The sequence below is a fragment of the Caballeronia sp. M1242 genome, assembly GCF_017220215.1.
Taxonomy (GTDB): Bacteria; Pseudomonadota; Gammaproteobacteria; order Burkholderiales; family Burkholderiaceae; genus Caballeronia.
Window position 1 is genome coordinate 883,881 of record NZ_CP071131.1, and the last position, 23,542, is coordinate 907,422.

Annotated in this window: 21 protein-coding genes; 14 read left to right on the forward strand and 7 right to left on the reverse strand. The window is 62.3% G+C overall.

Translation table 11 applies throughout. From position 1 onward, the window contains the following. The first annotated feature begins 553 nt into the window (after positions 1-553). The 6 genes from JYK05_RS23475 (at position 554) to JYK05_RS23500 (ending at position 6,574) form a co-directional block, all read left to right on the forward strand. A complete protein-coding gene (locus JYK05_RS23475; protein ID WP_175942863.1) occupies positions 554-1,645 on the forward strand; it encodes an ABC transporter ATP-binding protein in 1,092 nt (363 codons plus the stop codon). Next, complete coding sequence (locus JYK05_RS23480) at positions 1,632-2,756, forward strand: ABC transporter ATP-binding protein (RefSeq protein WP_206470152.1); 1,125 nt, start codon at positions 1,632-1,634, stop codon at positions 2,754-2,756. The genes JYK05_RS23475 and JYK05_RS23480 overlap by 14 nt, the downstream gene beginning before the upstream one ends. Then, positions 2,753-3,649 (forward strand): carbohydrate ABC transporter permease, encoded by an 897-nt coding sequence (locus tag JYK05_RS23485; protein ID WP_175942867.1) that lies wholly within the window; start codon positions 2,753-2,755, stop codon positions 3,647-3,649. The genes JYK05_RS23480 and JYK05_RS23485 overlap by 4 nt, the downstream gene beginning before the upstream one ends. Then, complete coding sequence (locus JYK05_RS23490) at positions 3,639-4,451, forward strand: carbohydrate ABC transporter permease (RefSeq protein WP_175942869.1); 813 nt, start codon at positions 3,639-3,641, stop codon at positions 4,449-4,451. Before JYK05_RS23485 ends, JYK05_RS23490 begins: the two co-directional genes overlap by 11 nt. Then, positions 4,451-4,732 (forward strand): DUF2160 domain-containing protein, encoded by a 282-nt coding sequence (locus JYK05_RS23495; protein ID WP_175942871.1) that lies wholly within the window; start codon positions 4,451-4,453, stop codon positions 4,730-4,732. The genes JYK05_RS23490 and JYK05_RS23495 overlap by 1 nt, the downstream gene beginning before the upstream one ends. A gap of 102 nt (positions 4,733-4,834) precedes the next feature. Continuing rightward, positions 4,835-6,574, forward strand: a complete 1,740-nt coding sequence (locus JYK05_RS23500; RefSeq protein ID WP_206470154.1) for an ABC transporter substrate-binding protein — start codon at positions 4,835-4,837, stop codon at positions 6,572-6,574. Between the two features lie 112 nt (positions 6,575-6,686). On the opposite strand, the gene JYK05_RS23505 is transcribed toward JYK05_RS23500, so the two are convergent. Further along, on the reverse strand, positions 6,687-6,950 hold the full coding sequence (locus JYK05_RS23505; RefSeq protein ID WP_206470156.1) for a DUF756 domain-containing protein: 264 nt from the start codon (positions 6,948-6,950) through the stop codon (positions 6,687-6,689). A gap of 416 nt (positions 6,951-7,366) precedes the next feature. Here JYK05_RS23505 and JYK05_RS26565 point away from each other — a divergent pair, with 416 nt between their 5' ends. Then, positions 7,367-7,495, forward strand: a complete 129-nt coding sequence (locus tag JYK05_RS26565) for a hypothetical protein (RefSeq protein WP_256443439.1) — start codon at positions 7,367-7,369, stop codon at positions 7,493-7,495. Between the two features lie 329 nt (positions 7,496-7,824). On the opposite strand, the gene JYK05_RS23510 is transcribed toward JYK05_RS26565, so the two are convergent. The 5 genes from JYK05_RS23510 to JYK05_RS23530 form a co-directional block, all read right to left on the reverse strand. After that, positions 7,825-8,646, reverse strand: a complete 822-nt coding sequence (locus JYK05_RS23510) for an SDR family NAD(P)-dependent oxidoreductase (protein ID WP_206470157.1) — start codon at positions 8,644-8,646, stop codon at positions 7,825-7,827. An 853-nt stretch (positions 8,647-9,499) separates the two neighbouring features. Further along, positions 9,500-12,079, reverse strand: a complete 2,580-nt coding sequence (locus JYK05_RS23515) for a 2-oxoglutarate dehydrogenase E1 component (RefSeq protein WP_206470158.1) — start codon at positions 12,077-12,079, stop codon at positions 9,500-9,502. A gap of 206 nt (positions 12,080-12,285) precedes the next feature. Further along, on the reverse strand, positions 12,286-13,914 hold the full coding sequence (locus tag JYK05_RS23520; protein ID WP_206470159.1) for a methyl-accepting chemotaxis protein: 1,629 nt from the start codon (positions 13,912-13,914) through the stop codon (positions 12,286-12,288). 559 nt (positions 13,915-14,473) lie between these two features. Beyond that, the gene (locus tag JYK05_RS23525) at positions 14,474-15,235 is read right to left on the reverse strand and encodes an IclR family transcriptional regulator (RefSeq protein WP_206470160.1); all 762 of its coding nucleotides are present in this window, start codon (positions 15,233-15,235) and stop codon (positions 14,474-14,476) included. Between the two features lie 37 nt (positions 15,236-15,272). Then, the gene (locus JYK05_RS23530; RefSeq protein ID WP_206470161.1) at positions 15,273-16,394 is read right to left on the reverse strand and encodes an FAD-dependent monooxygenase; all 1,122 of its coding nucleotides are present in this window, start codon (positions 16,392-16,394) and stop codon (positions 15,273-15,275) included. A gap of 323 nt (positions 16,395-16,717) precedes the next feature. Between JYK05_RS23530 and JYK05_RS23535 the strand changes: the two genes are divergently transcribed. The 7 genes from JYK05_RS23535 (at position 16,718) to JYK05_RS23565 (ending at position 22,123) form a co-directional block, all read left to right on the forward strand. Beyond that, on the forward strand, positions 16,718-18,124 hold the full coding sequence (locus JYK05_RS23535; protein WP_206470162.1) for an MFS transporter: 1,407 nt from the start codon (positions 16,718-16,720) through the stop codon (positions 18,122-18,124). Positions 18,125-18,134: 10 nt separating this feature from the next. Further along, on the forward strand, positions 18,135-18,467 hold the full coding sequence (locus JYK05_RS23540) for a hypothetical protein (RefSeq protein WP_175942886.1): 333 nt from the start codon (positions 18,135-18,137) through the stop codon (positions 18,465-18,467). After that, on the forward strand, positions 18,464-18,682 hold the full coding sequence (locus JYK05_RS23545) for a recombinase-like helix-turn-helix domain-containing protein (protein ID WP_206470163.1): 219 nt from the start codon (positions 18,464-18,466) through the stop codon (positions 18,680-18,682). Before JYK05_RS23540 ends, JYK05_RS23545 begins: the two co-directional genes overlap by 4 nt. Positions 18,683-18,694: 12 nt before the next feature. After that, positions 18,695-19,714, forward strand: a complete 1,020-nt coding sequence (locus tag JYK05_RS23550; RefSeq protein WP_206470164.1) for an aromatic ring-hydroxylating dioxygenase subunit alpha — start codon at positions 18,695-18,697, stop codon at positions 19,712-19,714. Next, positions 19,711-20,127 (forward strand): RidA family protein, encoded by a 417-nt coding sequence (locus JYK05_RS23555; RefSeq protein ID WP_206470166.1) that lies wholly within the window; start codon positions 19,711-19,713, stop codon positions 20,125-20,127. Before JYK05_RS23550 ends, JYK05_RS23555 begins: the two co-directional genes overlap by 4 nt. A gap of 12 nt (positions 20,128-20,139) precedes the next feature. Beyond that, positions 20,140-21,099, forward strand: coding sequence for a PDR/VanB family oxidoreductase (locus JYK05_RS23560; RefSeq protein ID WP_206470168.1), 960 nt, complete (start codon positions 20,140-20,142; stop codon positions 21,097-21,099). A 94-nt stretch (positions 21,100-21,193) separates the two neighbouring features. After that, positions 21,194-22,123, forward strand: a complete 930-nt coding sequence (locus tag JYK05_RS23565; RefSeq protein ID WP_206470169.1) for an IclR family transcriptional regulator — start codon at positions 21,194-21,196, stop codon at positions 22,121-22,123. A gap of 54 nt (positions 22,124-22,177) precedes the next feature. Here JYK05_RS23565 and JYK05_RS23570 read toward each other — a convergent pair whose 3' ends face one another. Next, positions 22,178-23,251 carry a porin gene (locus tag JYK05_RS23570; protein WP_241270053.1) on the reverse strand — a complete coding sequence of 358 codons (1,074 nt, stop codon included), beginning with the start codon at positions 23,249-23,251 and terminating at the stop codon, positions 22,178-22,180. Positions 23,252-23,542 lie beyond the last annotated feature (291 nt).

The window sequence follows — 23,542 nt, forward strand, 5'->3', positions numbered from 1 at the left end:
GTAATCCGCGCAGCGACCGACCTCGGCGGTGACGTGTCCAACGCCTTTTTGGGCATCGGAACGAAACTCTGCCGGCTTTCGACTACAAACCCGCCGAACAGTGGGTGTCTGACGGTCGGCCCGACAAGGTGCTGTGTTTCGTTGCATCCGTGCAAGCGGTCGCGGCGGCGGTGTTTCGCATCGCTGTCCAAGTCGGACTGTACGACCCCGCTAGCCCATGACTTTCCTGTAGCGTCCGTCTTTCTGCATTGCCACCTCGCTGACGACCACCACACCCGCCAGCGACAACCCAAGAGCCGCCCCTCCGGCCCAGTCTGCGTAATCCCGTCTGTCCACGACATCCACAAATGATCGTGCGTTTGACACGCCCAACTGTCGCTCTGCCCGCCGACCGTCCTCTCCCTTTTTTCCTGTCGTAAGGTTTACCCCGATTTAAACGAAATCCAACAAAAGGGACATTCTGGCTGCTGCACGTAATCCAAGCGAAATCCAATCGACGCCTTGAAGCCCCGCCTCTGCGACTGGCGTCGCGCACGCCGCAAAGGAGAGCGATTTGGTCCTGGAACTGGAGCGAGTCAGTGTCGTTTCTGGCGGGCAACCGCATCTGTACGGCGTGGATTTGCGCCTCGTCCCAGGCGCCATCAATGTGCTTCTCGGACCCACGCAGGCCGGTAAAACCACGCTGATGCGCGTCATGGCGGGTCTCGACAGGCCGAGCGACGGCCGAGTGCTCGTCGACGGCCACGATGTGACAGGCGTCAGCGTGCGCCAGCGCAATCTCGCGATGGTCTATCAGCAGTTCATCAACTACCCGGCGATGACGGTATTCGAGAACATCGCCTCGCCTTTGCGCCTGCAAAAGACCGACGCTGCCGAGATCCGCCGGCGCGTGCAGGAAGTCGCAGGCAAATTGCATATCGATCATTTGTTGGAGCGGCGGCCCGGCGAACTGTCAGGCGGCCAACAGCAGCGCTGCGCGCTCGCGCGTGCACTCGTCAAGCGTACGTCGCTGGTGTTGCTCGACGAGCCGCTCGTCAATCTCGATTACAAGCTGCGCGAGGAATTGCGCATGGAACTGACTACGCTCTTCGCCGACGGCAATACCACCGTCGTGTACGCGACCACCGAACCTCTCGAAGCGTTACTGCTGGGCGGCTATACGGCGATCATCGATAAGGGCCGGGTCCTACAGTTCGGTCCCACACTCGATGTCTATAACGCCCCGATCAACGTGGCGGCTGCGGCTGTGTTCAACGACCCGCCGATGAACATGCTGACGAGCGACTGCGGCAACGGCCGCGCGCGTCTGCCGATCGGCGTGGAGGTGCCGGTCCAGCACGCGGACGCTGTGAACGGCGCGTGCCGCATCGGCATCCGGCCGGGGCATCTGCGGCTTCAGGCAAAGGCCTCTCATGCCGTTGCCGTTCCGTGCCGGCTCGAACTCGCTGAACTGAGCGGCTCCGAAACGTACCTGCATTTGCGTACGCTGACCGGCGCGGTCAATCTGGTTGCGCAGTTACAAGGCGTGCATCAGATCGAGCTCGGCACGCAGCTCGACGTTTTCATCGACCCGCGAGAACTGTTCGTGTTCGGTGCGGATACCCGACTGGTGTCCAGCCCGGAGGCAGCCCATGGCGCGCATTGAGTTCACAAATCTCGCGCACGCTTATGGAGCAGGTCCCGCGACGCGTGACGACTACGCGCTTCAACCCATGAGCATGGTCTGGAATGACGGCGGCGCTTATGCGTTGCTCGGTCCATCGGGGTGCGGCAAGACCACGCTACTGAACATCGTGTCGGGGCTCGTCAGGCCGTCCGAGGGCAAGGTGTTGTTCGACGGACGCGATGTGACGGCGCTCGGCGCGCGTCAGCGCAACATCGCGCAGGTGTTCCAGTTCCCCGTGGTCTACGACACGATGACCGTCTACGAGAACCTCGCGTTTCCGCTCCGTAATCGCAAGCTGCCGGACGCCGAGGTCAAAAAGCGCGTGCACGAAGTCGCGGACATCCTCGATATGACGCGCGACCTGCCGCTCAAGGCGAGCAATCTGGCCGCCGACGCCAAACAGAAAATCTCGCTCGGGCGCGGCCTCGTGCGCAAGGACGTCGCGGCGATTCTCTTCGACGAACCGTTGACCGTGATCGACCCGGCGATGAAGTGGATGTTGCGCCGCCAGTTGAAGAAGATTCATCAGCAACTCAAGCTCACACTGATCTACGTGACGCACGATCAGGTAGAAGCGCTGACTTTCGCCGATGAAGTCGTGGTCATGACGAACGGCCGCGTCGTTCAGAAAGGAGGAGCCGATGCGCTCTTTCTGCGGCCGGATCATGCTTTCGTAGGCTACTTCATCGGCAGTCCGGGCATGAATCTGTGTCCGATCGAGCTCGACGCCGACGGCGCAAGAATCGGCTCGCAGCGTTTGCCGCTCGACGCCGGCACGCTCGCGACGCTACGGGCCGCGCATCAGCAGTCGAGCGGCGCGCTCAAGCTGGGCATTCGCCCTGAGTTCGTCCGCCTCTCGCAGGAAGGAGAAGCCGGCGCGGTCGCCGCGCAAGTGCTGCGCGCGCAACAGCTCGGCAACTATCAACTGGTCACCTTGCAATGCGACGGCCATGTTTTCAATGCGAAGCTCGAGCCGCATCTAAGGGTCGTCGACGGCCCTGCCTGGCTGCATCTCATCGCGCCTGAAACCGTGTTCTTCTGCAACGACGAGAGAATCGAAACCCGCATTCTGGAAGGGGCCGCGCGATGAACAAGCCCGTCAATCAAAAGGCATGGTTGCTGGTCATTCCGGTGTTCATCTGCGTCGCGTTCTCCGCGATCCTGCCGCTGATGACGGTGGTCAATTATTCGGTGCAGGACATCATCGGGCCGACCCAGCACGTGTTCGTCGGTACGGAATGGTTTCGCAACATCATGACCGATCCGGATTTGCGCGAGGCGCTCGGCAGACAGGTCATCTTCTCCGCGTGCGTTCTGCTGTTCGAGATTCCATTGGGCGTGGGCCTCGCATTGTCGATGCCGGCTTCCGGATGGCGGGCATCGGCCACGCTCATCGTGCTTGCCATGCCGTTGCTGATTCCATGGAACGTGGTGGGCACGATCTGGCAGATCTTCGGGCGGCCGGATATCGGACTGCTCGGCTACTGGCTGAATAGTCTCGGCTTCGACTATAACTACACGGCGAGTCCCACGGCCGCATGGATCACCGTGCTCGTGATGGACATCTGGCACTGGACGCCGCTCGTCGCGCTGCTGTGCTATGCAGGATTGCGCGCGATTCCGGACGCCTTCTATCAGGCCGCGGAAATAGATGGCGCGAGCCGCTTCGCGGTATTCCGCTACATCGAATTGCCGAAGATGCGCGGCGTACTGATGATCGCCGTGTTGCTGCGCTTCATGGACAGCTTCATGATCTACACGGAGCCGTTCGTGCTGACAGGCGGCGGCCCCGGCAATTCCACGACATTCCTCAGTCAGTATCTGACTCAGAAAGCGGTCGGTCAGTTCGACCTGGGACCGGCGGCGGCTTTCTCGCTGATCTATTTCCTGATCATTCTGCTGCTTTGCTTCATTCTGTATAGCTGGATGAGCCGCGTAGGCAAAGGCGAATCCGCTGCGCAAGGAGCCGACCATGCAGGATAAGCGCCGCTGGATGCGGACGTCGATGCTCGTCGTCTATGTGCTGTTCGCGCTCATTCCGCTTTACTGGATGGTTTCCATCTCGCTGCGCACGAATGAGGAAACCATGTCGACGTTCGCCACGCTGCCGCAGCACGCGACGCTAGCGAACTATAAGGTGATCTTCACCGATCCCTCCTGGTACTGGGGCTACATCAATTCGATCATCTACGTGCTGATGAACACGGTGATGTCGGTGTTGGTCGCATTGCCTGCCGCGTACGCGTTCTCGCGATATCGCTTTCTCGGCGACAAGCATATGTTCTTCTGGCTGCTGACCAACCGCATGACGCCGCCCGCCGTATTCCTGCTGCCTTTTTTCCAGCTCTATTCGAGCGTCGGCCTGACCGACACGTACATTGCCGTCGCACTCGCGCACATGCTGTTCAACGTGCCGCTTGCCGTGTGGATTCTCGAAGGTTTCATGTCGGGCGTCTCCCGAGAGATAGACGAAACGGCGTACATCGACGGTTATTCGTTTCCCGCATTCTTCGTGAAGATCTTTCTGCCCCTCATCAAATCGGGCGTCGGCGTCACGGCTTTTTTCTGCTTCATGTTCAGCTGGGTCGAACTGCTGCTCGCGCGCACGCTGACTTCGGTCAACGCGAAACCTATCGCTGCGGTGATGACGCGGACCGTGTCGGCGGCAGGCATGGATTGGGGCGTGCTGTCGGCGGCGGGCGTGCTGACCATCGTTCCCGGCGCGCTGGTGATCTACTTCGTGCGCAACTACATCGCGAAAGGCTTCGCGATGGGGAGAGTGTGATGTTCACCTGGATGTACTGGACCCCCGAGGTGGCGATTTTCTTCGCCTGCATCGTCGTGATGCTGGGCGGCATGACCGTATGGGAACTGCGCTCGCCCACTCATGAACGCAAGGGCTTTCTCCCTATTCCGACGACTCGCGGTGACCGGCTATTCATCGGCCTGTTGACTGCCGCGTATATCAATCTCGCGTGGCTCGCAATCAGCGACGAGGGCGCCAGTTCCTGGCCGGGCTTCGCGGCCTCCGTGCTGATACTGCTCGCGATCATGTGGAAGGGCTAGATAGCGGACGCATGCAATGAAGACGGGCAACTGCCGGTTCCGCTGATGCCCCCAGCGGGCGCCGACATGGTCGAAGGGGCACGGAAGAAACAGGAGAACACCATGCATCAGAGGAGACGGATCGTCACGCTGGCATTGGCGAGCATCGTGTCAGGTGCCTTCGCGAATCAGGCGCTCGCGGGCACGCCCGAGGCGCAGAAATGGGTGGACAGCGAGTTTCAACCGAGCACGCTTTCGAAACAGCAGCAGATGGACGAGATGAAATGGTTCATCGACACCGCTGCGAAACTCAAATCGCAGGGCGTCAAGGAGATTCATGTCGTGTCGGAAACCATCGACACGCATACCTACGAATCGAAGACGCTCGCTGCCGCATTCAGTGAAATCACCGGCATTCAGGTGAAGCACGACATCATTCAGGAAGGCGACGTCGTCGAGAAATTGCAGACCTCGATGCAATCCGGGCAAAGCATTTACGACGGATGGATTTCGGACTCTGATCTGATCGGAACGCACTATCGCTATGGCGTGATCGTTCCCCTCTCTGATTACATGGCAGGGGAGGGCAAGGAATACACGAACCCCGGGCTCGACCTGAAAGACTTCATCGGCACGAGCTTTACGACCGCGCCCGACAAGAAGCTCTATCAGCTTCCCGACCAACAGTTCGCGAATCTCTACTGGTTCCGCGCGGACTGGTTCGCACGCAAGGATCTGCAGGACAAGTTCAAGGCCAAGTATGGTTACGATCTCGGCGTGCCGGTCAACTGGTCCGCGTACGAAGACATCGCCGAGTTCTTCACGAACGATGTGAAGAACATCGACGGAGAGAAAGTTTACGGCCATATGGATTACGGCAAGAAGGACCCGTCGCTCGGCTGGCGCTTCACGGACGCATGGCTCTCGATGGCGGGCGCAGCCGACAAGGGCATTCCGAACGGCATGCCCGTCGACGAATGGGGCATTCGCGTGACGCCCGACGGCTGTCATCCGGTGGGTGCGTCGGTATCGCGCGGCGGCGGCACCAACAGCCCGCCAGCAGTCTATGCGACGACCAAATACATCGACTGGCTCAAGAAATACGCGCCGCCGGAAGCATCGGGCATGACCTTCAGCGAGGCTGGCCCGGTGCCCGCGCAAGGCCGGATTGCGCAACAGGTGTTTTGGTACACGGCGTTCACGGCGTCGATGCTCAAGCCGGGCAATGTCACGAATGCGGACGGCACGCCGAAATGGCGCATGGCGCCGTCACCGCACGGCGCTTACTGGAAGGACGGCATGCAAAACGGCTATCAGGATGTCGGTTCGTGGACGTTCTTCAAGTCGACGCCGCCGAAGCAGCGAGCCGCCGCATGGCTGTACGCGCAGTTCGTCACGTCGAAGAGCGTGTCGCTCAAGAAGTCGATTGTCGGTCTCACGTTCATTCGCGACTCCGATATTCATAGCGACTACTTCACGAAAAACGCGGACAAGTACGGCGGTCTGATCGAGTTCTATCGCAGTCCGGCGCGCGTCGCGTGGACGCCGACCGGCAACAACGTGCCCGATTATCCGAAGATGGCGCAGCTCTGGTGGAAGAACGTCGGCACCGCGGTCGCGGGTGAAAAGACTCCGCAGGCTGCAATGGACAACCTCGCGAAAGAAATGGATCAGGTGTTGGCCCGCTTGCAGCGAGCGGGGATGAAGGTTTGCGCGCCGGAACTCAATCCGCAAAGCGATCCGTCCAAGTGGCTGTCAGACCAGCACGCGCCCTGGAAGCGGCTCGACAACGAGAAACCGAAGGGCGAAACCGTGAAGTATGAGCAACTGCTGTCAGCCTGGAAGGCAGGCAAGGTGCGGTAGTGAGTTGCCAGCGCTCGGCGGTCTTATGCACAGGGCCGCTGGCAAGCCGCGCTTTAGCGGCTATCGACAAACGCGATGCGCCGGCCTCACAACCGGCGCATCGCGTTCTGCTTCAGAAGCTATCGGCCATGCTCGTCGCCGGGTCGGTCACCGAATGACGGCCCGTCTCCATCCGTCCCGCGATGCGCCGGAAGAAGCTGCGGTCCGTGGCGCGGGTGACCTCGAAGTCAAACCAGCAGCCAGTGTGAGCGATGTTCCAAAATAGCGCGGCAGGCAATGCCCCGTTCGTGCTGATCGTCCACCCATTGCCCGCGCCGAGCGTCAAGGCTTCGAACCCGGCTGAACGACCGCCTCGATTACCTTTGATCGGTCCCATTCGCACATCGACATCGTGATGGTCCCAGTCGAGTTCATGGTCCGCGCTCCGGAAACGCTTGTCTGGCCACGAACCTACGGCAAAATGCGACATCTCTACTCAGCAGAAACACGACATTTGTATCTGCCGTGACAAAGCAGGCGCTGATGGGACCATATATGTCGCATTTGATGCAGACGCATCCTATGAAACTCACTCGTCCCATCGCGGAGCCGATACCATGCGAAAGGCACTTCGCGTATCCGCGGCATCAAGCAAAGCCAATTGTGCAGACTGCGTGATCGAGCGGTCGGGCCACGTTGCCGAATGCGAGTCCATCGCCACCTTCGATGTTGCGACTTCGAAGGATGCGGGCATGCATCTTCTGAAGTGAAATGCATGCGCGACAACAGGGATGGGTGAGCAGGGGAGTCAAGATGATCGGACGTATCGTTGTTTTGATGGCGGTGGCCGCGGCGCTGCTTGGCCTCGCGGTCTGCAACACGGTCGCAGGTGCCGGACGGGATATCACCGATTCCGCGCAAACGGTGAAGCGCGCGCATTAATCGGGCAGCCATCAAGCATCACGATGATGGTTTCAAGCGGGAGCGCTATAGTGACAGTCACTGTACAAGGAAATGGAAATGGTCGGACGTTTTGTAACTTCACTAATCCTCGTCTTGGCGCTGGTCGGTTTATCCGGTTGTAACACGGTCGCTGGTTTCGGACGCGACATCACTGATTCCGCGAACGCCGTTAAGCGTGTCGTTTTTTGAATCTCTTGGGCATTGCTTCCTGACGGCGACGAGGTTGCCGGGGACGAGTGGACACGCGCGGTGCTCATGTGAAAGGTCATCGACCGCTTGCGGCTTGGTCTCGATAGTCGAGTCAATACTCAAATCGCCCAGCCGGCGTCGTCCGTCGCAGCCGCGGCGGCCTGCGCCGCGGATAAGGCCGTATTCCAGCGGCTGGCCACGAGCCGTTTGCCGCTTACCGCGCCGGCGGCTTCCGAAGCCAGCCATAGCAGGGGCGGCACCATGACCTCCGGCTGGATCAGTTGCTGGCGCACGGCTGCTGGCACCCCGTCCGGAATCATGCCGGTGGCCGAGGCGCCGCCGGGCAGCAGCCCATCTACCGTAATTCCCGTGCCGGCCAGGTCTTGCGCCCAGATAATGGTCTCGGACTCGAGAGCCGCCTTTGATGGCCCATACGGCGAAAAGCCAGTGCGCCGCATGGTCTCCTGATTCATGGTGATGTTGACGATCCGGCCCCATCGTTGCGCGAGCAAGTGAGGCACCGCCGCCCGCGCCATCAAAAAGGGACCGTTGATGTTCGTGTCGACGATCATGCGCCAGACGTCCGGATTGACCTCCCAAAACCGGGTCGGCTCCGTCAGGAAACGGTCGCTAACGAATTTCATACCACGGCCGGCGTTGTTGACCAGGATATGCAGTCCGCCAAAGGTATGAATCGTCCGCTCTACTAGTTGGTGACAGTCATCTTCGCGGGTGACGTCTGCTCGCACTGCGAGGATGCGGCCGGCCTCTGACGCCTGAGTCGCCTCCCCGGCAACTTGCCGGATCTCCGTCGCGTCACTCGATGCCGATATGACTACTCGCGCGCCGGCTGCGGCGAGCCCGAGAGCCATCGCACGCCCCAGTCCGCGACCGCCGCCGGTGACAATTGCGACCTTTCCAGCTAACTGGCCTCGTTCCATTTCATTGCTCCTGTCTATTCGTTAAACGGACCATCACCGCTTGGCCCAACCGCATGTGCTCGCGACCTGCCTCAGCTGACGTGCAAACTTCCTCGTCCAAGACTCGACTGCGGAGCCGCCAGCCAAGCCGACTATTTGCTCTTCGCCGCGCAGGGACAACGGCTCATCTATTCTCCCCGACAACTCAGGGCGCCTTCCGCCAAATCGTCGAAGCCTACAGGCGAACGCTGACGATCTTCGGCGGGTGGCGTGAGTGTGGCGGCTGGAATCGGCTCGCGGCCACGCGACTATGTCGACTGCGCGGGCCAGCTGCTCAGACCGGCATCGTCTCGATGAAGTCCGTCGCGAAAAGCGGAGATCAATCGGCGATGAGAGCTAGCGTCGATAGATGCTACGAGTCGGAACCAGAGAACGCGACGGACCGCCGCTTCCTTCCCTCAGCTTCAGTGTCCCGAAGATCAAAGGGCACAGACGGGCCGGGAAACGCGCGTTGACCACTGTCTGTCTTCGGCCAGCGAAAACGCCAATGCCGCTCTCGGCGGTGGATTCGGAGAGCCGACTGCCGCATCTGGAGCCGCTCCGGTCAGACGGCCGTCTCTGAAGCGGCTAGTCAGTCGAATCGAGGTTTGCGAACGCAAGGGCTGTAAAGCGGCCGTTGGCGACCCTATCCAATCGGCCGGTCGGGGCGGTAACCGATGCTCCGAGATTGACCGCACGAGTGGCCGTTATGCTGCGGATGCCCGACAACTGGCCGGTGCCTTTCTTGCGGTCGGCTACAGGCAGTTGTGAACGCTTGGACGCAGCACGCCCGAACGAAGCCCGGGCTAAGGCATGCGAGCGATGATGTCTCCGGCTACCGCGCAGCCGTCGTTAATGCGGTCGTGACCAGCCGCTCCTGTTCGCGACGATGCGCCGACAACGAAGAATGCGCGCCCGCCGGAGTCGCGGTGCGGCAGACATCGCGCAAGGCGCAATTGGCCGGAAGCACGCGCTCCAGTTCATCGCGGACGAATCGCCATGCGCCCTGATTGGAGTCCTCTTCCTGCGCCCACACGACACTGTGCAAGTGGGTGAACCGGGCAAGCGCGCGCCTGAGCTGGTCGTGCGGGAACGGATAGAGCTGCTCGACGCGGATGATTGCCGTCGATTCGTCACGGGCGGCTTCGCGAGCGTCGCGCAATTCGTAGAAGAACTTGCCGCTGCAAAGCACGACGCGCTCGACAGCAGCCGCATCCGCGATGCGCTCGTCATCGAGCACGCACTGGAACGCGCCACCGACCATCTCGCGCAGCGGCGCATGGGACGCGACGTTACCGTAGAGCTTCGACTTCGGCGACATGACGATGAGCGGAGTCCGGCGCTCCGCCATCGCCTGCTGGCGAAGCAGATGAAACCATTGCGCCGAGGTCGAAGGCACGACGATCCGCATGTTTTCATCGGCGCAGAGCTGCAGGAAACGGCCGAGATACCCGCTCGAATGCTCGGGACCGACGCCCTCGTGACCATGCGGTAGCAATACCGCAAGCGCCGACTCATAGCCCCATTTGAACTCGCCGGCGGCGATGTACTGATCGATGAAGACCTGCGCGCCGTTGACGAAATCGCCGTATTGCGCTTCCCATATTGTCATGGTCGCCTTCGTCTGCACACTGTAGCCGTACTCGAATCCAAGCACGGCCTCCTCGGTGAGCGGCGAGTTCACGATGTCGAACCGGCCTTGTTCCGCGGCGATCGCACTGAGCGGCACATGACGCTGGCCCGGCACCTCGTGCGCGCCCTGCGCATGCCAGACGGCGTGGCGATGCATGAACGTGCCGCGTCCCACGTCGAGACCCGATAGCCGGATGTCATGGCCGGCTTCGAGCAACGAGGCATACGCCATGTTTTCGGCGAAGCGCCAGTCGGCCGCACGGTTCTCGTCGGCGACGGTGTCTCGCCACTTCGCCAGCATCGAAGAAACGATCGGATGCAGCGGCACATTCTCCGGCACGCGCGTGATCGCGGCAGTGAGTGCCCGCAGTCGGCTCAACGACACTTGCGCGCCGGGCCGAACGGCCGGCTTGTTCTCCTTGCTGCCGAGCGGCGCGGTGTCCGCAACGGCCGCATCCGATTCGAGCTTGCGCAGCGCATCGCCGCGCAAGGCGGGAAGCGCCGTGCCGCCACCGATCGCGATGTAATACCGTTCCGTGACGGTCGGATGCATGTCGATCGCCATCTGCAACAGAGGTTGCGTCACTTCCGGGACATCATGCTCGGAGTGCCCGAGCCGCCGATAGCCGATCAGGTCGATCACGACATCTGCCCCGTGCTCCTTGCGATAGTCATACGCAAGCCGTGCCGCGCGGACGACGTCCTCCGGATGATCGGCGTTCACGCGCAGCACGGGCGCATCGATCATGCGGGCGATATCGGTACAGTAAGCGTGGTCGCTTACGTTCATCCTGTTGGGCGTGGTGAAGCCGATCTGATTGTTCAGGATGACGTGAATGGTGCCGCGCAGATCATAGCCGTCCTTGCGCGTCATATTCAGCGTTTCCATGACGACGCCCTGACCGGCGAAAGCGGCGTCTCCGTGAACCGCGACGGTCACGCAGTCTTCGCCCGGATGATCGTCCTGCCATGCACGCGCCATCCCGCTGACGACCGGATAAACGCTCTGCAAATGCGAAGGATTGTGCGCGAGCAGCACGGCGACGTCGCCATCGGATGTGCGCTTCGTGACCTCACCGCCTAAATGGTAGGGCAGGTCCGTTTCAGCGGCCGCGATATCCGATTCAGGATCGAGGCGATCCAGCATCCCTTTCGCGGAAAATCCCATGACATTGACGAGCGCGTTCAGGCGTCCGCGATGCGGCATGCCGAGAAACAACTGCTGCGTGCCATCGCTTGCGGCGCTAGCAATCAGCGCATCGAGAAGCGGCACGAAGCTCTCGCAGCCTTCGAGCGAGAAGCGCTTCGCATCTCCGTGACGCGCGGCGACGAGGCGTTCCCAAGCCTCCGCGTCGAGCAGACGCGCGAGCAGCGCCTCACGCTCTTGCTGCGTGGGCGCGGGGAGAGCCGCGTCGCGTTCCATGCGCTGAAACAGCCATGCACGACGTGCCTCGTTGCGCACGCCGCTGCAGTCGAGCGCCAGCGCGCCGCAGTAAGCAAGCCTGAGCTGTTCCTCGAGTTCGCCGACCGTCGCGGCCGGCGCGAACGGCGCGACGCCAGCGGTGATCGTCTGCGACGAGCCGAGCCCGTGATAAAGCGGCGACAGCTCCGGCGCGTGTCCCGGCGCGGAGAGTCCGAGCGGGTCCAGCGTCGCAACGAGATGGCCGTGATTGCGGTAAGCGTCGATCAGCGCCGCCGCCGCTTTCGCGGCAGCTTCAACGTCGCTCGAACGCGCGGCGGCGGGTTCGAGAACAACAGCTTCGTCGTTAGGGTTTTGATACATGCTAGGGGCGGGATATCGGGTAACGGATTTTTGTGTTTCGCTGTTTTCCCCGCGCCCGGTCGAAACGCAGTTCCGGCGACGCTAGGGAAGAAGCGCGGTCGACAGACCGCGAGCCGGCTCGGAAAGCGCCCAGTTTTGCGCAGCCCTTCGGCTCGTTCGCAGGCCGGAATGCCGCTCCGGCCCGGTGCGTGACGGCACTACTACGATCAGCTCGTTGCAAGCATCGGCATGGCGGATTCAGGCGCGGCGTCCGCATGGCTCGCTGCGCGCGCGAACTTCGGCGGGGTGGTGCCGTCGAGCTTGAAAGAGGCGACGAGGTGCGTCAGTTCAGCGGCCTGATCGCGCAGCGACTGCGCGGCGGCCGCGCTCTCTTCCACGAGCGCCGCGTTTTCCTGCGTGGCCTGGTCCATCTGCGTGACGGCTTGATTGATCTGCTCGATGCCGTCGCTCTGCTCGCGGCTCGACACGCTCATTTCGCCGACGATGCTCGTGACGCGCGAAATGCTGCTGAGCACTTCGCGAATGGTCTGCCCCGCTTCGCCGACGATCTGGCTGCCCGTATCCGCGAGGCCGACCGAGTTGTCGATGAGCGTCTTGATTTCCTTCGCAGCCACCGCGCTACGCTGGGCGAGGCTGCGCACTTCGCTCGCGACGACGGCGAAGCCGCGTCCGTGTTCACCGGCCCGCGCGGCTTCGACTGCGGCGTTGAGCGCGAGAATGTTCGTCTGGAACGCGATGCCTTCGATCACCGCGATGATGTTCACGATCTCGCGCGACGATGCATTGATCGCACCCATCGTATCCACGACCCGGTTCACCGCCTCGCCGCCCCGGCCTGCAATGACAGAGGCATCCGACGCGACGCGGTTGGCTTCGAGCGCGTTGTCCGCGTTCTGCCGGACCGTGGAGGTGAGCTCTTCCATCGCGGCCGCGGTCTCTTCCAGCGCGCTCGCCTGCTGCTCGGTGCGGCTCGACAGGTCCATGTTGCCACTCGCGACTTCGTGCGACGCGTGCGTGATCGTTTGCGTCGCCATGCGCACATTGCCGACGATGCCGTGCAGGTTCTCGATCATTCGCTTCAGCGCGCCCTGCAGCCTGCCGATTTCGTCGCTCGACGCGACTTCGAGACGATGCGTCAGGTCGCCGTCCGCCACCGCTTCGGCCAGGACCACGGCTTGATGAATAGGCCGGGTAATGCTGCGCGTGATGACGATGCCCGTGCCGATCGCTGCCAGTATCGCGCCGAGCGAGAGCAGCACCATTTGTATGCGCGCGTCGCTGCCGTCCTGCGCGGCCTTCGTCACGGCTGCCTGCATCAGCGCGGCCTGATAGTCGACCATTTTGTCGACGAGCAGGTAGTAGTCGTCCTGTTGACGCGCGAGATCGCCGAGATACAGCGCGCGGGCGTCCTGCTGCTGATTGCCTTTGACGAGATCGAAGAACTTACGGACGCTCGCGCCATAAACCGTACGCGCGCCGATCTGCTCCTTGAAGAGCGCCTTGCCCTCATCGCTCGACAGAAGTTTCTCCAGCTTTGCATAGGCTTGTGCATTGGCGGTGCGGATCGCCACGTATTCGTCCATGAACTGCTTCGCTTGATCCTCCGAGGTGGCAAGCAGTAGCTTGCTCAATATGCCATTGGCCTTGTAGCCGTTGGACTTAATGGTGTTGCTCAGCGCAATCAGCGAATAATGTTCGCTGACGACGCTGTCCATCTTTTCGTTGCTCGCTTCAAGATGCTTGGTTCCGAGTGCCGCCGTGCCGATCATCAGCGCGACGACCACGCCGAACGCGCAGCCGAGGCGAACTCCGATCCTGAGGTTTGTGATACGCATTTCAATCGCTCCGTCTTTTCGACTGTGTCCGTTCGGGGACACCGACTTCGTCTTATCCCGGTACTCGTTGCAAGAAGCGGACGTGGACCCGGTGACAATGGACACAAAGAAAACCACCGGACGAACGTCCTTGGCGGCTGTAAGGTGATTAACGGCTTTTCGACGGAGGAATTAAGGGTTTATGAAATAAGTGCGCGCGCCGAATAGTAGAGACGCGTACTGTGCAGCCACGTCCGATTCTCGGCGCGATACGGCCATCTGAAGATCCGCAGGCCAGAGGGCCGCTGCGGGTCGCAATTGCCCATCGCGCCGCTCGAAGACGCCGTTTCGACATCGCCTTACGGAGTGCGCCGGAAGTTGAGTCACAGCGGATCCAGCGTCAGTCTCTAACCGGACCCGGCTGCGTAGAAGACGCGGTGTCACAACGGAGAGCCGGGCCGGCACTTGCGTCGTTCGGCGTGTACTGCCGGGACTCTCGAAGGGTTCATCGCGGGGGCGCCCTAGTAGTTGGCGCAGCCGCCTATCCTCGCCGGTGCGCCTCCGCTCGGGCTGTTAGCCCTCAGGTCACCAGTCTTGATATCTGACGCGCAGTCGAGATCACCTGATTTGCCAGGGCCTCCGAACCTGCAGACCCGTGCGAAAACATCTGCGACGGCCCCGCCACGCTTAACGCCGCGAGCACGCGGCCATCGGCGGTCACGATCGGCGCGGCGCATGAATCGATGCCCGGTTCGAGGCCCGATCGGCTCCACGCACAGCCATCGGCCCTGATTCGCTGAAGCCGCGTCCGCAAGTCTGTGAACAGGGGTGCGTCCGGCTCCTGCCAGGACGATTCGCACATGCGCTCGACCTGCTCCTCACCCAGCAAGGCGAGCATCGCGAGACCCGGCGTCGCACGGTACGCAGGCAGACGGCTGCCTACCCGAATCTGGCTCACGAGCGGCGTATCCGGCGTTTCGGCGAGCCAGTAGACGATCTCGTGTCCCTCGCGCACCGCGAGATAGGCCGACATGCGCGTCGATGCCGCGAGACCCGGCAACACCTCCCGCGCCCGGGCGATGAGACTCGACGACCCGAGCGCAGCGGACGCCAGCGTCAAAAACGGTATCCCCAGGCGATGCCCGGCGGCATCGGCGACGAGCATGCCGGCTTGCTCGAGCACCGCGATCAGCCGCATCAGCGTCACGCGATTCACGCCGATGCGGCGCGCCGCCTCGCTGATGTTGCGCGTCGACCCGCCTTCGGCGATGAAGCGAAGCAAACGCAGCGATCGTTCGACTGAGCCCGATGTATCGGCCGGTCGTTCATGGGATGCGGTCATGGCTCGAGCACGCTCATTGCCGGAAGAATGGACCGCATCATGCCAGAGGAACGGTCCAGGCATCGTAGCCATAGACCCAGTCGGCGTTGCCGCCTTCCTTGAGCCAGTTGTTACCGCGCGAGCCGACCTGAATGCGGGCCGTGCGTTCGCGCCGTGCATTCTCATAGCGATGCAGCGCAGCGCCGAGCCCGGATGGCGACACGCCTTCGAGCGCGCGGGACAGCACGACGGCATCTTCGATCGCCATGCCCGCGCCCTGCGCCATGAAGGGCATCATCGGGTGGCAGGCGTCGCCGAGCAGCGTGAAGTTGCCGCGGCTCCACAGCGGCAACGGATCACGCACATAGAGCGCGGACGCCAGCACGGTATCGCAGGCGGCGAGCAGGGCGCGGGCATCGGCGTGAAAGTGCCGGTAGGCGTCGCGCAGCGCGTCCGGATCGCCGGGCGCGGTCCACGATTCGTTGGTCCAGTCCGTCTGCGCCGTCGTGGCAAAGATGAATACGTCGCGCCCGCGATTCAGCGGAAACGTGACGATCTGCGATTCCGGCGTCGGGCCCCACCACTTCACGAAGGCACCCAGTTCGATACCGGCGAGGCGCGTCGCCGGCACGACCGCGCGATAGGAGACGATGCCCGTGAACTGCGGCCGATCTTCGCCGAAGACGAACTCGCGCACGCCGGAGTGAATGCCGTCCGCCCCGATCACGAGATCGAAGGCATGCACGCTGCCGTCGGCAAGTTTCACGGCGGCGCCCGCTCCGCGCTGCTCGAATCCCGTCACGCGACGCCCCAGCCGCAAATGCGCGGCCGGCACCGCCTGAACCAGCGCGTTGACCACGTCCGCGCGGTGCATCGTCAATTGCGGCGCGCCGTATTGGCGTTCGGCTTCGTCGGACATCGGCAAGCGGGACGTTTCCGCGCCCGTATCCCACATCCGGCTAATGCGCGCGGTCGGACGCGCCGCCGTTTCGCGAAGCAAATCGCCGATGCCCAGCCCGTCGAGGGCGCGCACGGCATTCGGCGTCAAGTTGATGTCCGCGCCGACGCGGCCGAATTGCCCGGCCTGCTCGAACACGGTCACTTCATGTCCCGCCCGGCTGATGGCGATAGCCGCCGCCAGCCCGCCGATTCCCCCGCCATTGATTCCGACCTTCAGCATCGCGTCCTCGCGTTTGTTCAAAATTGAACAGATTTGAAAGAAAGTGAACGATGCGCAGCCTAGGGGTTTTTATTTTTGTCCGCAACGAATTTCGGAGCGCCGATGCTTGACTTATCCGCTTCTGGTGCAGGCGGGTTGTGGATGCACTGCGTACCGTCGGTGTTTTCCCTGAACATCTCGAAATGTTTTTTTTCTGATGAAGAGGTGGGCGTAGAATTCACCATATACGAATCGTTGTTCCTTATGCGGAACATGTGGCGGCGAAGTGCAGCGGCCACGATGACCGTTCAACCCCGCAAATGGCGATGCGAAATCCAATGGACATGAATGTCGAGGTAAACAGTGCAGGAAGCGCGGGCGTCGCCGCGTCTTCCGACCGCGTGACGATGGGCGGCATCGTGGCGCGCATGGAGCGGCTACCCGGCAACGCGATGCAGGTGCGCGCGCGCGTGCTCATCGGCTGCGCGACGTTCTTCGACGGCTTCGACGTCATCGCCATTGCCGCGACGTTGCCGATGCTCATCGCGAAGTGGGGCTTGTCGCCGTCGCAGATCGCGTTTCTGATCGCGGCGGGTTCGGTCGGGCAATTAATCGGCGCGCTGGTTTTTCCCGCGCTCGCCGAGCGTTTTGGCCGCGTGAACACGATCGCGTGGAGTTCCGGAATCATCGGCATCACGAGTATCGCGTGCGGCTTCGCGCCTTCGTATGCGACCTTTGTCGCGTTGCGCGCGGCGCAGGGCATCGGTCTCGGCGGCGAGTTGCCCGTTGCGGCGGCGTATATCAGCGAGATCACGCGCGCCCACGGACGCGGACGCTTCGTGCTTCTGTACGAGATCATCTTTCCCATCGGCCTGCTCGTCTCGAACGCGCTCGGCGCCTGGCTCGTGCCGAAGCTCGGCTGGGAAGTCATTTACTTCGTGGGCGGCATTCCGCTGATCCTGTTCTTCACCCTGCGCCGCCTCGTGCCGGAATCGCCGCGCTGGCTCGGTCAACGTGGCCGCATGACGGAAGCCGCGCAATCACTCGCCGCGTTCGAAGCCAGCGTCAAAGGTCCGCTGCCGCCGCTGCCGCAGGGCGACGACGTTCGTCTCGCGCAACTGTCGGTCAAGCATCCGAAGCGCACCGTGCGCGATCTCTTCGGCCCGCTGTATCTGAAACGCACGATCGCCGTCGCCATGCTGTGGATGACGTGCGGCGTGATCCAGTACGGCCTGCTGACCTGGCTGCCGACGATCTACAGGGCCGTCTACCACGCACCGCTGCAACTGGCGCTGAATCTGACGGTAGGCGCTTCGGTGCTCGGCGTGATCGGCTCGCTGGTGTGCGCGCTCGTCGTCGACAAGGTCGGACGCAAGCCGGTCATCAACGTATCGTTCGTGCTTTGCGCGATCTCGTTGTTCTGCGCGGCGATCTTCCGCGACAGCTCCGTCTATGTGGTCGGCACCTTCTGCGCGTTGTCGTTCGGGCTGCTCGGCTGCGGCTTCATCACCGCCTACGTCTACACGCCCGAGCTGTATCCGACGAGCGTGCGCGCGCTCGGCTGCGGCGTCGGCAGTGCGTGGCTGAAGATCGCGGCGATCGTGGCACCTGCGCTCGTCTCGAAGACCATCACGACGAATATCGGCGTGGCGTTCTGGGCATTCGGCGCGGTGCTGTTGGTGGCCGCTATCGTCATCCATCTGCTCGGCGTCGAAACGAAGGGCCTCGTGCTCGAACAGCTCGAAAACTAGGAGTGCAACGGTGAGTTCAGACGCGACCCAGGATACGGTTCTCATCACCGTGTTTCTGCGACATGATCAGTCGAATAATCTGGATGCCATCCAGACGAAGCTGAAGGAAGCCGAGTGGTGGGACCGTTTTCCGCCGGAAGGCGTGAGAATCGTGTCGTGGACGGTGGCGATGGGCTTCGGACAGATCGTGACGCTGGAAGTGCCGCCGAAGCTGCTGCCCGCCGTGAACGTGGAACTCGAACGTTCGGCGTGGGGCGTGTTCAGCACGGAGTGTTACCCGACCTATGATTTTGTACCCGTGCGCGAACGCATTCGCGAACGGGTTCGTAATGGAGGCAAATGATGGATCGATATCTGGAGCCGCATCAGGCGCGGCAGCGTCCCCCGACGCAATATGAAAACCTGCTGGGCGATGCAATCGAGCGCGCGTTCGCGCAGGGCATCACCGTTCTGCCGGAACTGGTTGCCTATCTGAACGAATTCGGACCGCGCGCGCAAAACGCCGATAACTGGACCGAAGAGAACTTCCGTGCCGAAATGGCGCGGCTCGGACAGTAAAGGAAGACCGACATGAATACGGATCAGAAAGACGACATCGAAAGCACGCTGCAACGCGGCCTGCAGAACCTGTGGTATCCCATTTGCCCGTCATCGTTCGTGAAGCAGGAGCCGGTATCGCTGCGCAGGCTCGGGCGCAAGCTCGTGTTCTGGCGCGATACCGACGGCACGCCGTATGCGCTCGAAGACCATTGTCCGCATCGCGGCGCGCCGCTCTCGCGCGGTGTCGTGCTGGGCGATCGCATTCAGTGCGGCTATCACGGCGTGCATGTGCGCTGCGATGGCGTCGTTACCTCGGTGCCGGGCAGTCCCGGCTGCAAGCTCGAAGGCTCCCGCGGCGCGCGCTCGTTCCATGTGCAGGAGCGCGCCGGCGCGCTGTGGCTGTACAACTCGGCGACCAACATCGACGAAGCGCCGCCCCTCGTGCTCCCCGAAGAACTGACGGGCGACGCGTTCTCGTCCTTCCTGTGCTACACGGAATGGAAGGGCGATTATCGCTACGTGCTCGACAACGTGATGGACCCGATGCACGGCGCGTACCTTCACAAGCAGTCGCACTCCATGTCAGAGGGCGACATCAGCGCGACCTTCACGATTCGCGATACGGATCGCGGTTTCGTCTTCGAGAAAGTGGGCCAGCGCGATGTGAACTTCGACTGGACCGAATGGGCCGATACGGGCACGCACTGGATGCGCCTCGAAATCCCGTATCCGAAGACGGGTGGTCCCGGCGGCAACTTCATCATTATCGGCAGCTATACACCGATCGCGCCGAATCTCGCGGCCGTGTTCCACTGGCGTTGCCGCAAGGTCGAAGGCTGGCAGCGCGATACGTGGCGCTTCCTGTACCGCAACCGTCTCGAAGCGCGTCACTGGGCCGTGCTCGAACAGGATCGCGAGATCCTGGAGTTCATGGAGCCGGACGCGAACAAGAACGAACATCTGTATCAGCACGATATGGGCATCGTGAGATTGCGCCGTCATCTGAAGAATCTCGCGAAGGCGCAGATCGAAGGCGGGGCGGCGCGATGACGACCGTTGCGCGCGTGCAGTGCGAGCAGGTTCCCGACGCGCCGCACGCGACATGGAGCAACGCGCTCGTCATCGGCAATGAGATCGTGATGTCGGGCATGACCGCGCATCCGGCAGGCCAGTTGTCCACTTACGATCAGACGATGCGCGTGCTGGAGAAGATTCGCGCGCTCGTCGAGACGGCGGGCGGCGACATCGGCTGCATTACGAAGCTCGTGGTCTATGTCACCGATATCGCCGACAAGACGGAAGTCGGACGCGCGCGCCAAGCGTTTTTCGACGAGCATGTGCAAGCCGGCGGCGTGTATCCGTGTTCGACGCTCGTCGAAGTATCAGGTCTCGTGTTTCCGGAACTGCGCGTGGAGATCGAAGCGTGCGCGCGGCTGGATATCGCGAGGCGCGCGACCAAGTAGAGAGACGCAAAGATGAGCAATTCACCCAGCATGACAGCCCTCGTTCGCACGTTGCGTCACGAGGCGCCGGGCATCATGAGCATCGAACTGGTGCCGCCGCGCGGCGAACGCTTTCCCGGTTTCGAGCCGGGTGCGCATATCGACCTGCATCTCGCGAGCGGGCTCTTGCGCAGCTATTCGCTGCTCAATCCGTGCGGCGAGACGGACCGCTATGTGGTCGGCGTGCAGATCGACAAGAAAGGGCGGGGCGGTTCACGCTTCATCCACGACAACTTCCGCGTAGGCATGAGCGTGCAGTTGTCCGCGCCGCGCAACCTGTTTTCGCTCGATGAAAACGCCGGGCATAGCGTGCTGATCGCGGGCGGCATCGGCGTGACGCCGATTCTGTGCATGTACCGGCGGTTGATCGAACTCGGGCGGCCGGTGCAGATGCTGTACTGCGCGCGCAGTGCGGAACATGCGGCGTTCATCGACGAATTGCGCGCGCTCGGCGGCAAGCTGGACGTGCATTTCGACGATGAGAACGACCGCCGCCCCGCCGATCTGAAAGCGTACCTGTCGCAGGTTCCCGCCGATGCCCATGTGTACTGCTGCGGCCCCGCGCCCATGCTCGACGCCTTCGATGCAGCGTGCGAAGCGGTCGGCATCGCGAACCGGCATATCGAGCGGTTTCAGGCCGTCCCGCAGGCCGCGCCTGCCGTGAATCACGGCTACAGCGTGGAACTGGCGCGCAGCAAGAAGCTGATCGACGTGGCGCCCGGCTTGACCTTGCTCGACTCATTGCTCGAAGCAGGCGTAGAAGTCGAGCATAGCTGCATGGAAGGCATTTGCGGTTCGTGCGAAACCCGCGTGCTGGGCGGCTGCCCCGATCATCGCGATTCCGTGCTGAGCGCATCCGAACGCGCGACGAATCGGGTCATGATGGTATGCGTCTCGGGTTGCAAGGGCGAGAAGCTCGTCCTCGATCTTTGACGCGCCGGCTCGCGCCGCGGAGCAAGGAAAACACCGGATCCGGCTTCGCGGCACGCTATCATCGCTAATCTTCCCTACTGCGATTTTGCCGATCATGGCGCGAGCAACCACGACACGCACGACGAAGCCGTCCAAGGCGGACACCGCCCGCGATACACACGAACACGACGCGCCGGGGGTGGAATCCGCAACCGCATCTGACGACGATCCGGCCGCCGGCTCCGGCTATTCCGTGCCGGGGCTCGAGCGCGGCCTGCGCATTCTCGCGGAGTTTTCATCGCACGAGCCGGTGCTCGGCGCGCCGGAGTTATCACGGCGCATCGGCATTCCTCGCACGACGACCTTTCGCCTGTTGCAAACGCTGGAATCGCTCGGCTTTCTGGAGCGCGCGGCGGACGAGCGCAGCTATCGACTGGGCGTCGCGGTGTTGCGGCTCGGCTTCGAATATCTCAGTTCGCTCGAACTCACCGATTTCGGCCAGCCGATCCTCGACCGTCTGCGCGACGATACCGGCCTGAGCGCCCATTTGCTGATTCGCGATGAGCGCGATGTCGTCTTCGTCGCGCGCGCGCAAACGCGCGATCCTATGTTCAGTTCCGTCAAGGTACACGTCGGCACGCGTCTGCCCGCGCATGCGACCGTGCACGGACACGTGCTCATGGGCGATCTGACGCCCGCCGACCTGCGTCGTCTCTATCCCGAACGTCAACTGGAGCGTTTCACCGAGCGCACGCCCGCGACCGTCGATGAGCTGTATCAGCGGATCCGCGCCACCGCAGCTCAGGGTTACGCGGTAAGCGAAGCGTCGTTCGAACGCGGCATTTCCGCGATCAGCGCGCCGGTGCGCGATCAGACCGGACGCATCGTGGCGGCGCTGACGGTGACGGTGCCGCGCTCCGATATCAGCGAAGACGAACGCGCGCCGCTCGTGGCGCGGGCATGCCAGGCCGCACTCGATCTGTCGGCGCGGCTCAACTATCGACCGCGCGTGGGCGATCCGACGCTGTCGTACGCAAACGCCTGACGCATGTAAAACGCGGCGGTGCGTTGCACACCGCCGCGCTGCATCGGCCGACGGTCAGAACGAGTGATGCATGCCGGCGAGCACGACCGTCTGATTGCGCCCGCTCGACACGCCCGCCGTGAAGAACGCGGCTTTCGCGTTGTCGTTCGCGTGCTCGTAGAGCACGTTCACGTAGATCTGCGTGCTCTTCGAGAGCGCATAGATATCGCCGATCTCGACCTGCGTCCAGCGGCGGCCCGAAAGCGTGGTCGTCGAAGCGCCGCCCGCTACGCTGTTGGCCGGCGTGAACTGGTAATTCGCGCCTGCGTCGTAGCTTTGATAGAGGTCTGAGAAGCCGTTCGACTTGAGCTTTACGCGCGTGTAAAGCCCGTGCAGTTGCAGCTTGCCGATCTGATACGAAAGCCCCGCGCCCATGTTTTCGACGTTATCGGCCGCATACGTGGCCGCCGGCTGACCCTGAAAAGTCGTGATGCCCGTCGTCACGATCGACGGCGTGCGGTTGCGCTCGTTCGAATACACGGCGCCCGCCTTGAACGGTCCCTGCGCATACGTGACCGTGAAGCCGTAGTTGCGGCCCGTCGCGAAGTTTGTCGTGTTGCCCAAGCCCATCATCGCGCCGACGGTGAAGCCGTAGTAATCCACCGAGCGGAACTTGACCGAATTGTCGAAGGGCACGATGCCCGTATCCGCGAGTTCGTCGATATTGCCGGGATGGAACGCGAACCAGCTCGCCGCCTGATACGCGGTGCTGAACGGCCCGAGCACGTCGAAATTGAACGGCGTCTGATGACCGAGCGAAATCAGCCCGATCTTGTCCTGGCTAATGCCGACATACGCTTGCCGGTTGAATAGCGTCCCCGCCTTCGCGAAGTTGCCGGTGTTCGTGTAGAAGCCGTTTTCCAGCTTGAAGACCGCGTGCAGGCCGCCGCCGAGATCCTCAGTGCCGAAGAGGCCCCAACGGTCGGGCTGCATGTTGCCTTGCTCTTCCATCCACTTGGAATGTCCGCCGACGTTGCTGACATAAGCGATGCCCGCGTCGAGGCTGCCGTATAGCGTGACGCTGCTTTGCGCCGCCGCCGTCGAACTGATCACGATACCTGCCGCGCCGGCGGCAATGATGCGTTTCACCGTTGGTACTCCTGATGTGTGGTTATCCAGTCGCTTCTGTTTCATCGTGCGCATGCTCGGCGCCGCTTTCCCACGTTCCATGGACGGAACAACGTATCGCCTATGGAAAAGTATAGTGACTGTCCAAAATCGACAAAATAACTTTCTAGTTCGGGCTTACCCGTAGTGGACACCGGCTTTTTGCAGGGACAGCCGCGGTGGAACGCGCGGCATAGTGTTTTCCCTGAAGGCGCGAAATTCTATTTTTGATCGATGCCTTCGCCGCCCTATAATTAACCATAGATAAACCGA

Excerpts from the sequence above, each read along its gene's own strand:
- JYK05_RS23520 (WP_206470159.1), bottom strand. The coding sequence starts at position 13,914 with ATGCGTATCACAAACCTCAGGATCGGAGTTCGCCTCGGCTGCGCGTTC.
- JYK05_RS23530 (WP_206470161.1), bottom strand. The coding sequence starts at position 16,394 with ATGCTGAAGGTCGGAATCAATGGCGGGGGAATCGGCGGGCTGGCGGCG.
- JYK05_RS23515 (WP_206470158.1), bottom strand. The coding sequence starts at position 12,079 with ATGTATCAAAACCCTAACGACGAAGCTGTTGTTCTCGAACCCGCCGCC.
- JYK05_RS23495 (WP_175942871.1), top strand. The coding sequence starts at position 4,451 with ATGTTCACCTGGATGTACTGGACCCCCGAGGTGGCGATTTTCTTCGCC.
- JYK05_RS23510 (WP_206470157.1), bottom strand. The coding sequence starts at position 8,646 with ATGGAACGAGGCCAGTTAGCTGGAAAGGTCGCAATTGTCACCGGCGGC.
- JYK05_RS23490 (WP_175942869.1), top strand. The coding sequence starts at position 3,639 with ATGCAGGATAAGCGCCGCTGGATGCGGACGTCGATGCTCGTCGTCTAT.
- JYK05_RS23550 (WP_206470164.1), top strand. The coding sequence starts at position 18,695 with ATGAATACGGATCAGAAAGACGACATCGAAAGCACGCTGCAACGCGGC.
- JYK05_RS23480 (WP_206470152.1), top strand. The coding sequence starts at position 1,632 with ATGGCGCGCATTGAGTTCACAAATCTCGCGCACGCTTATGGAGCAGGT.
- JYK05_RS23535 (WP_206470162.1), top strand. The coding sequence starts at position 16,718 with ATGAATGTCGAGGTAAACAGTGCAGGAAGCGCGGGCGTCGCCGCGTCT.
- JYK05_RS23565 (WP_206470169.1), top strand. The coding sequence starts at position 21,194 with ATGGCGCGAGCAACCACGACACGCACGACGAAGCCGTCCAAGGCGGAC.
- JYK05_RS23505 (WP_206470156.1), bottom strand. The coding sequence starts at position 6,950 with ATGGGACCGATCAAAGGTAATCGAGGCGGTCGTTCAGCCGGGTTCGAA.
- JYK05_RS23560 (WP_206470168.1), top strand. The coding sequence starts at position 20,140 with ATGAGCAATTCACCCAGCATGACAGCCCTCGTTCGCACGTTGCGTCAC.
- JYK05_RS23555 (WP_206470166.1), top strand. The coding sequence starts at position 19,711 with ATGACGACCGTTGCGCGCGTGCAGTGCGAGCAGGTTCCCGACGCGCCG.
- JYK05_RS23485 (WP_175942867.1), top strand. The coding sequence starts at position 2,753 with ATGAACAAGCCCGTCAATCAAAAGGCATGGTTGCTGGTCATTCCGGTG.
- JYK05_RS26565 (WP_256443439.1), top strand. The coding sequence starts at position 7,367 with ATGATCGGACGTATCGTTGTTTTGATGGCGGTGGCCGCGGCGCTGCTT.
- JYK05_RS23525 (WP_206470160.1), bottom strand. The coding sequence starts at position 15,235 with ATGACCGCATCCCATGAACGACCGGCCGATACATCGGGCTCAGTCGAA.
- JYK05_RS23545 (WP_206470163.1), top strand. The coding sequence starts at position 18,464 with ATGATGGATCGATATCTGGAGCCGCATCAGGCGCGGCAGCGTCCCCCG.
- JYK05_RS23500 (WP_206470154.1), top strand. The coding sequence starts at position 4,835 with ATGCATCAGAGGAGACGGATCGTCACGCTGGCATTGGCGAGCATCGTG.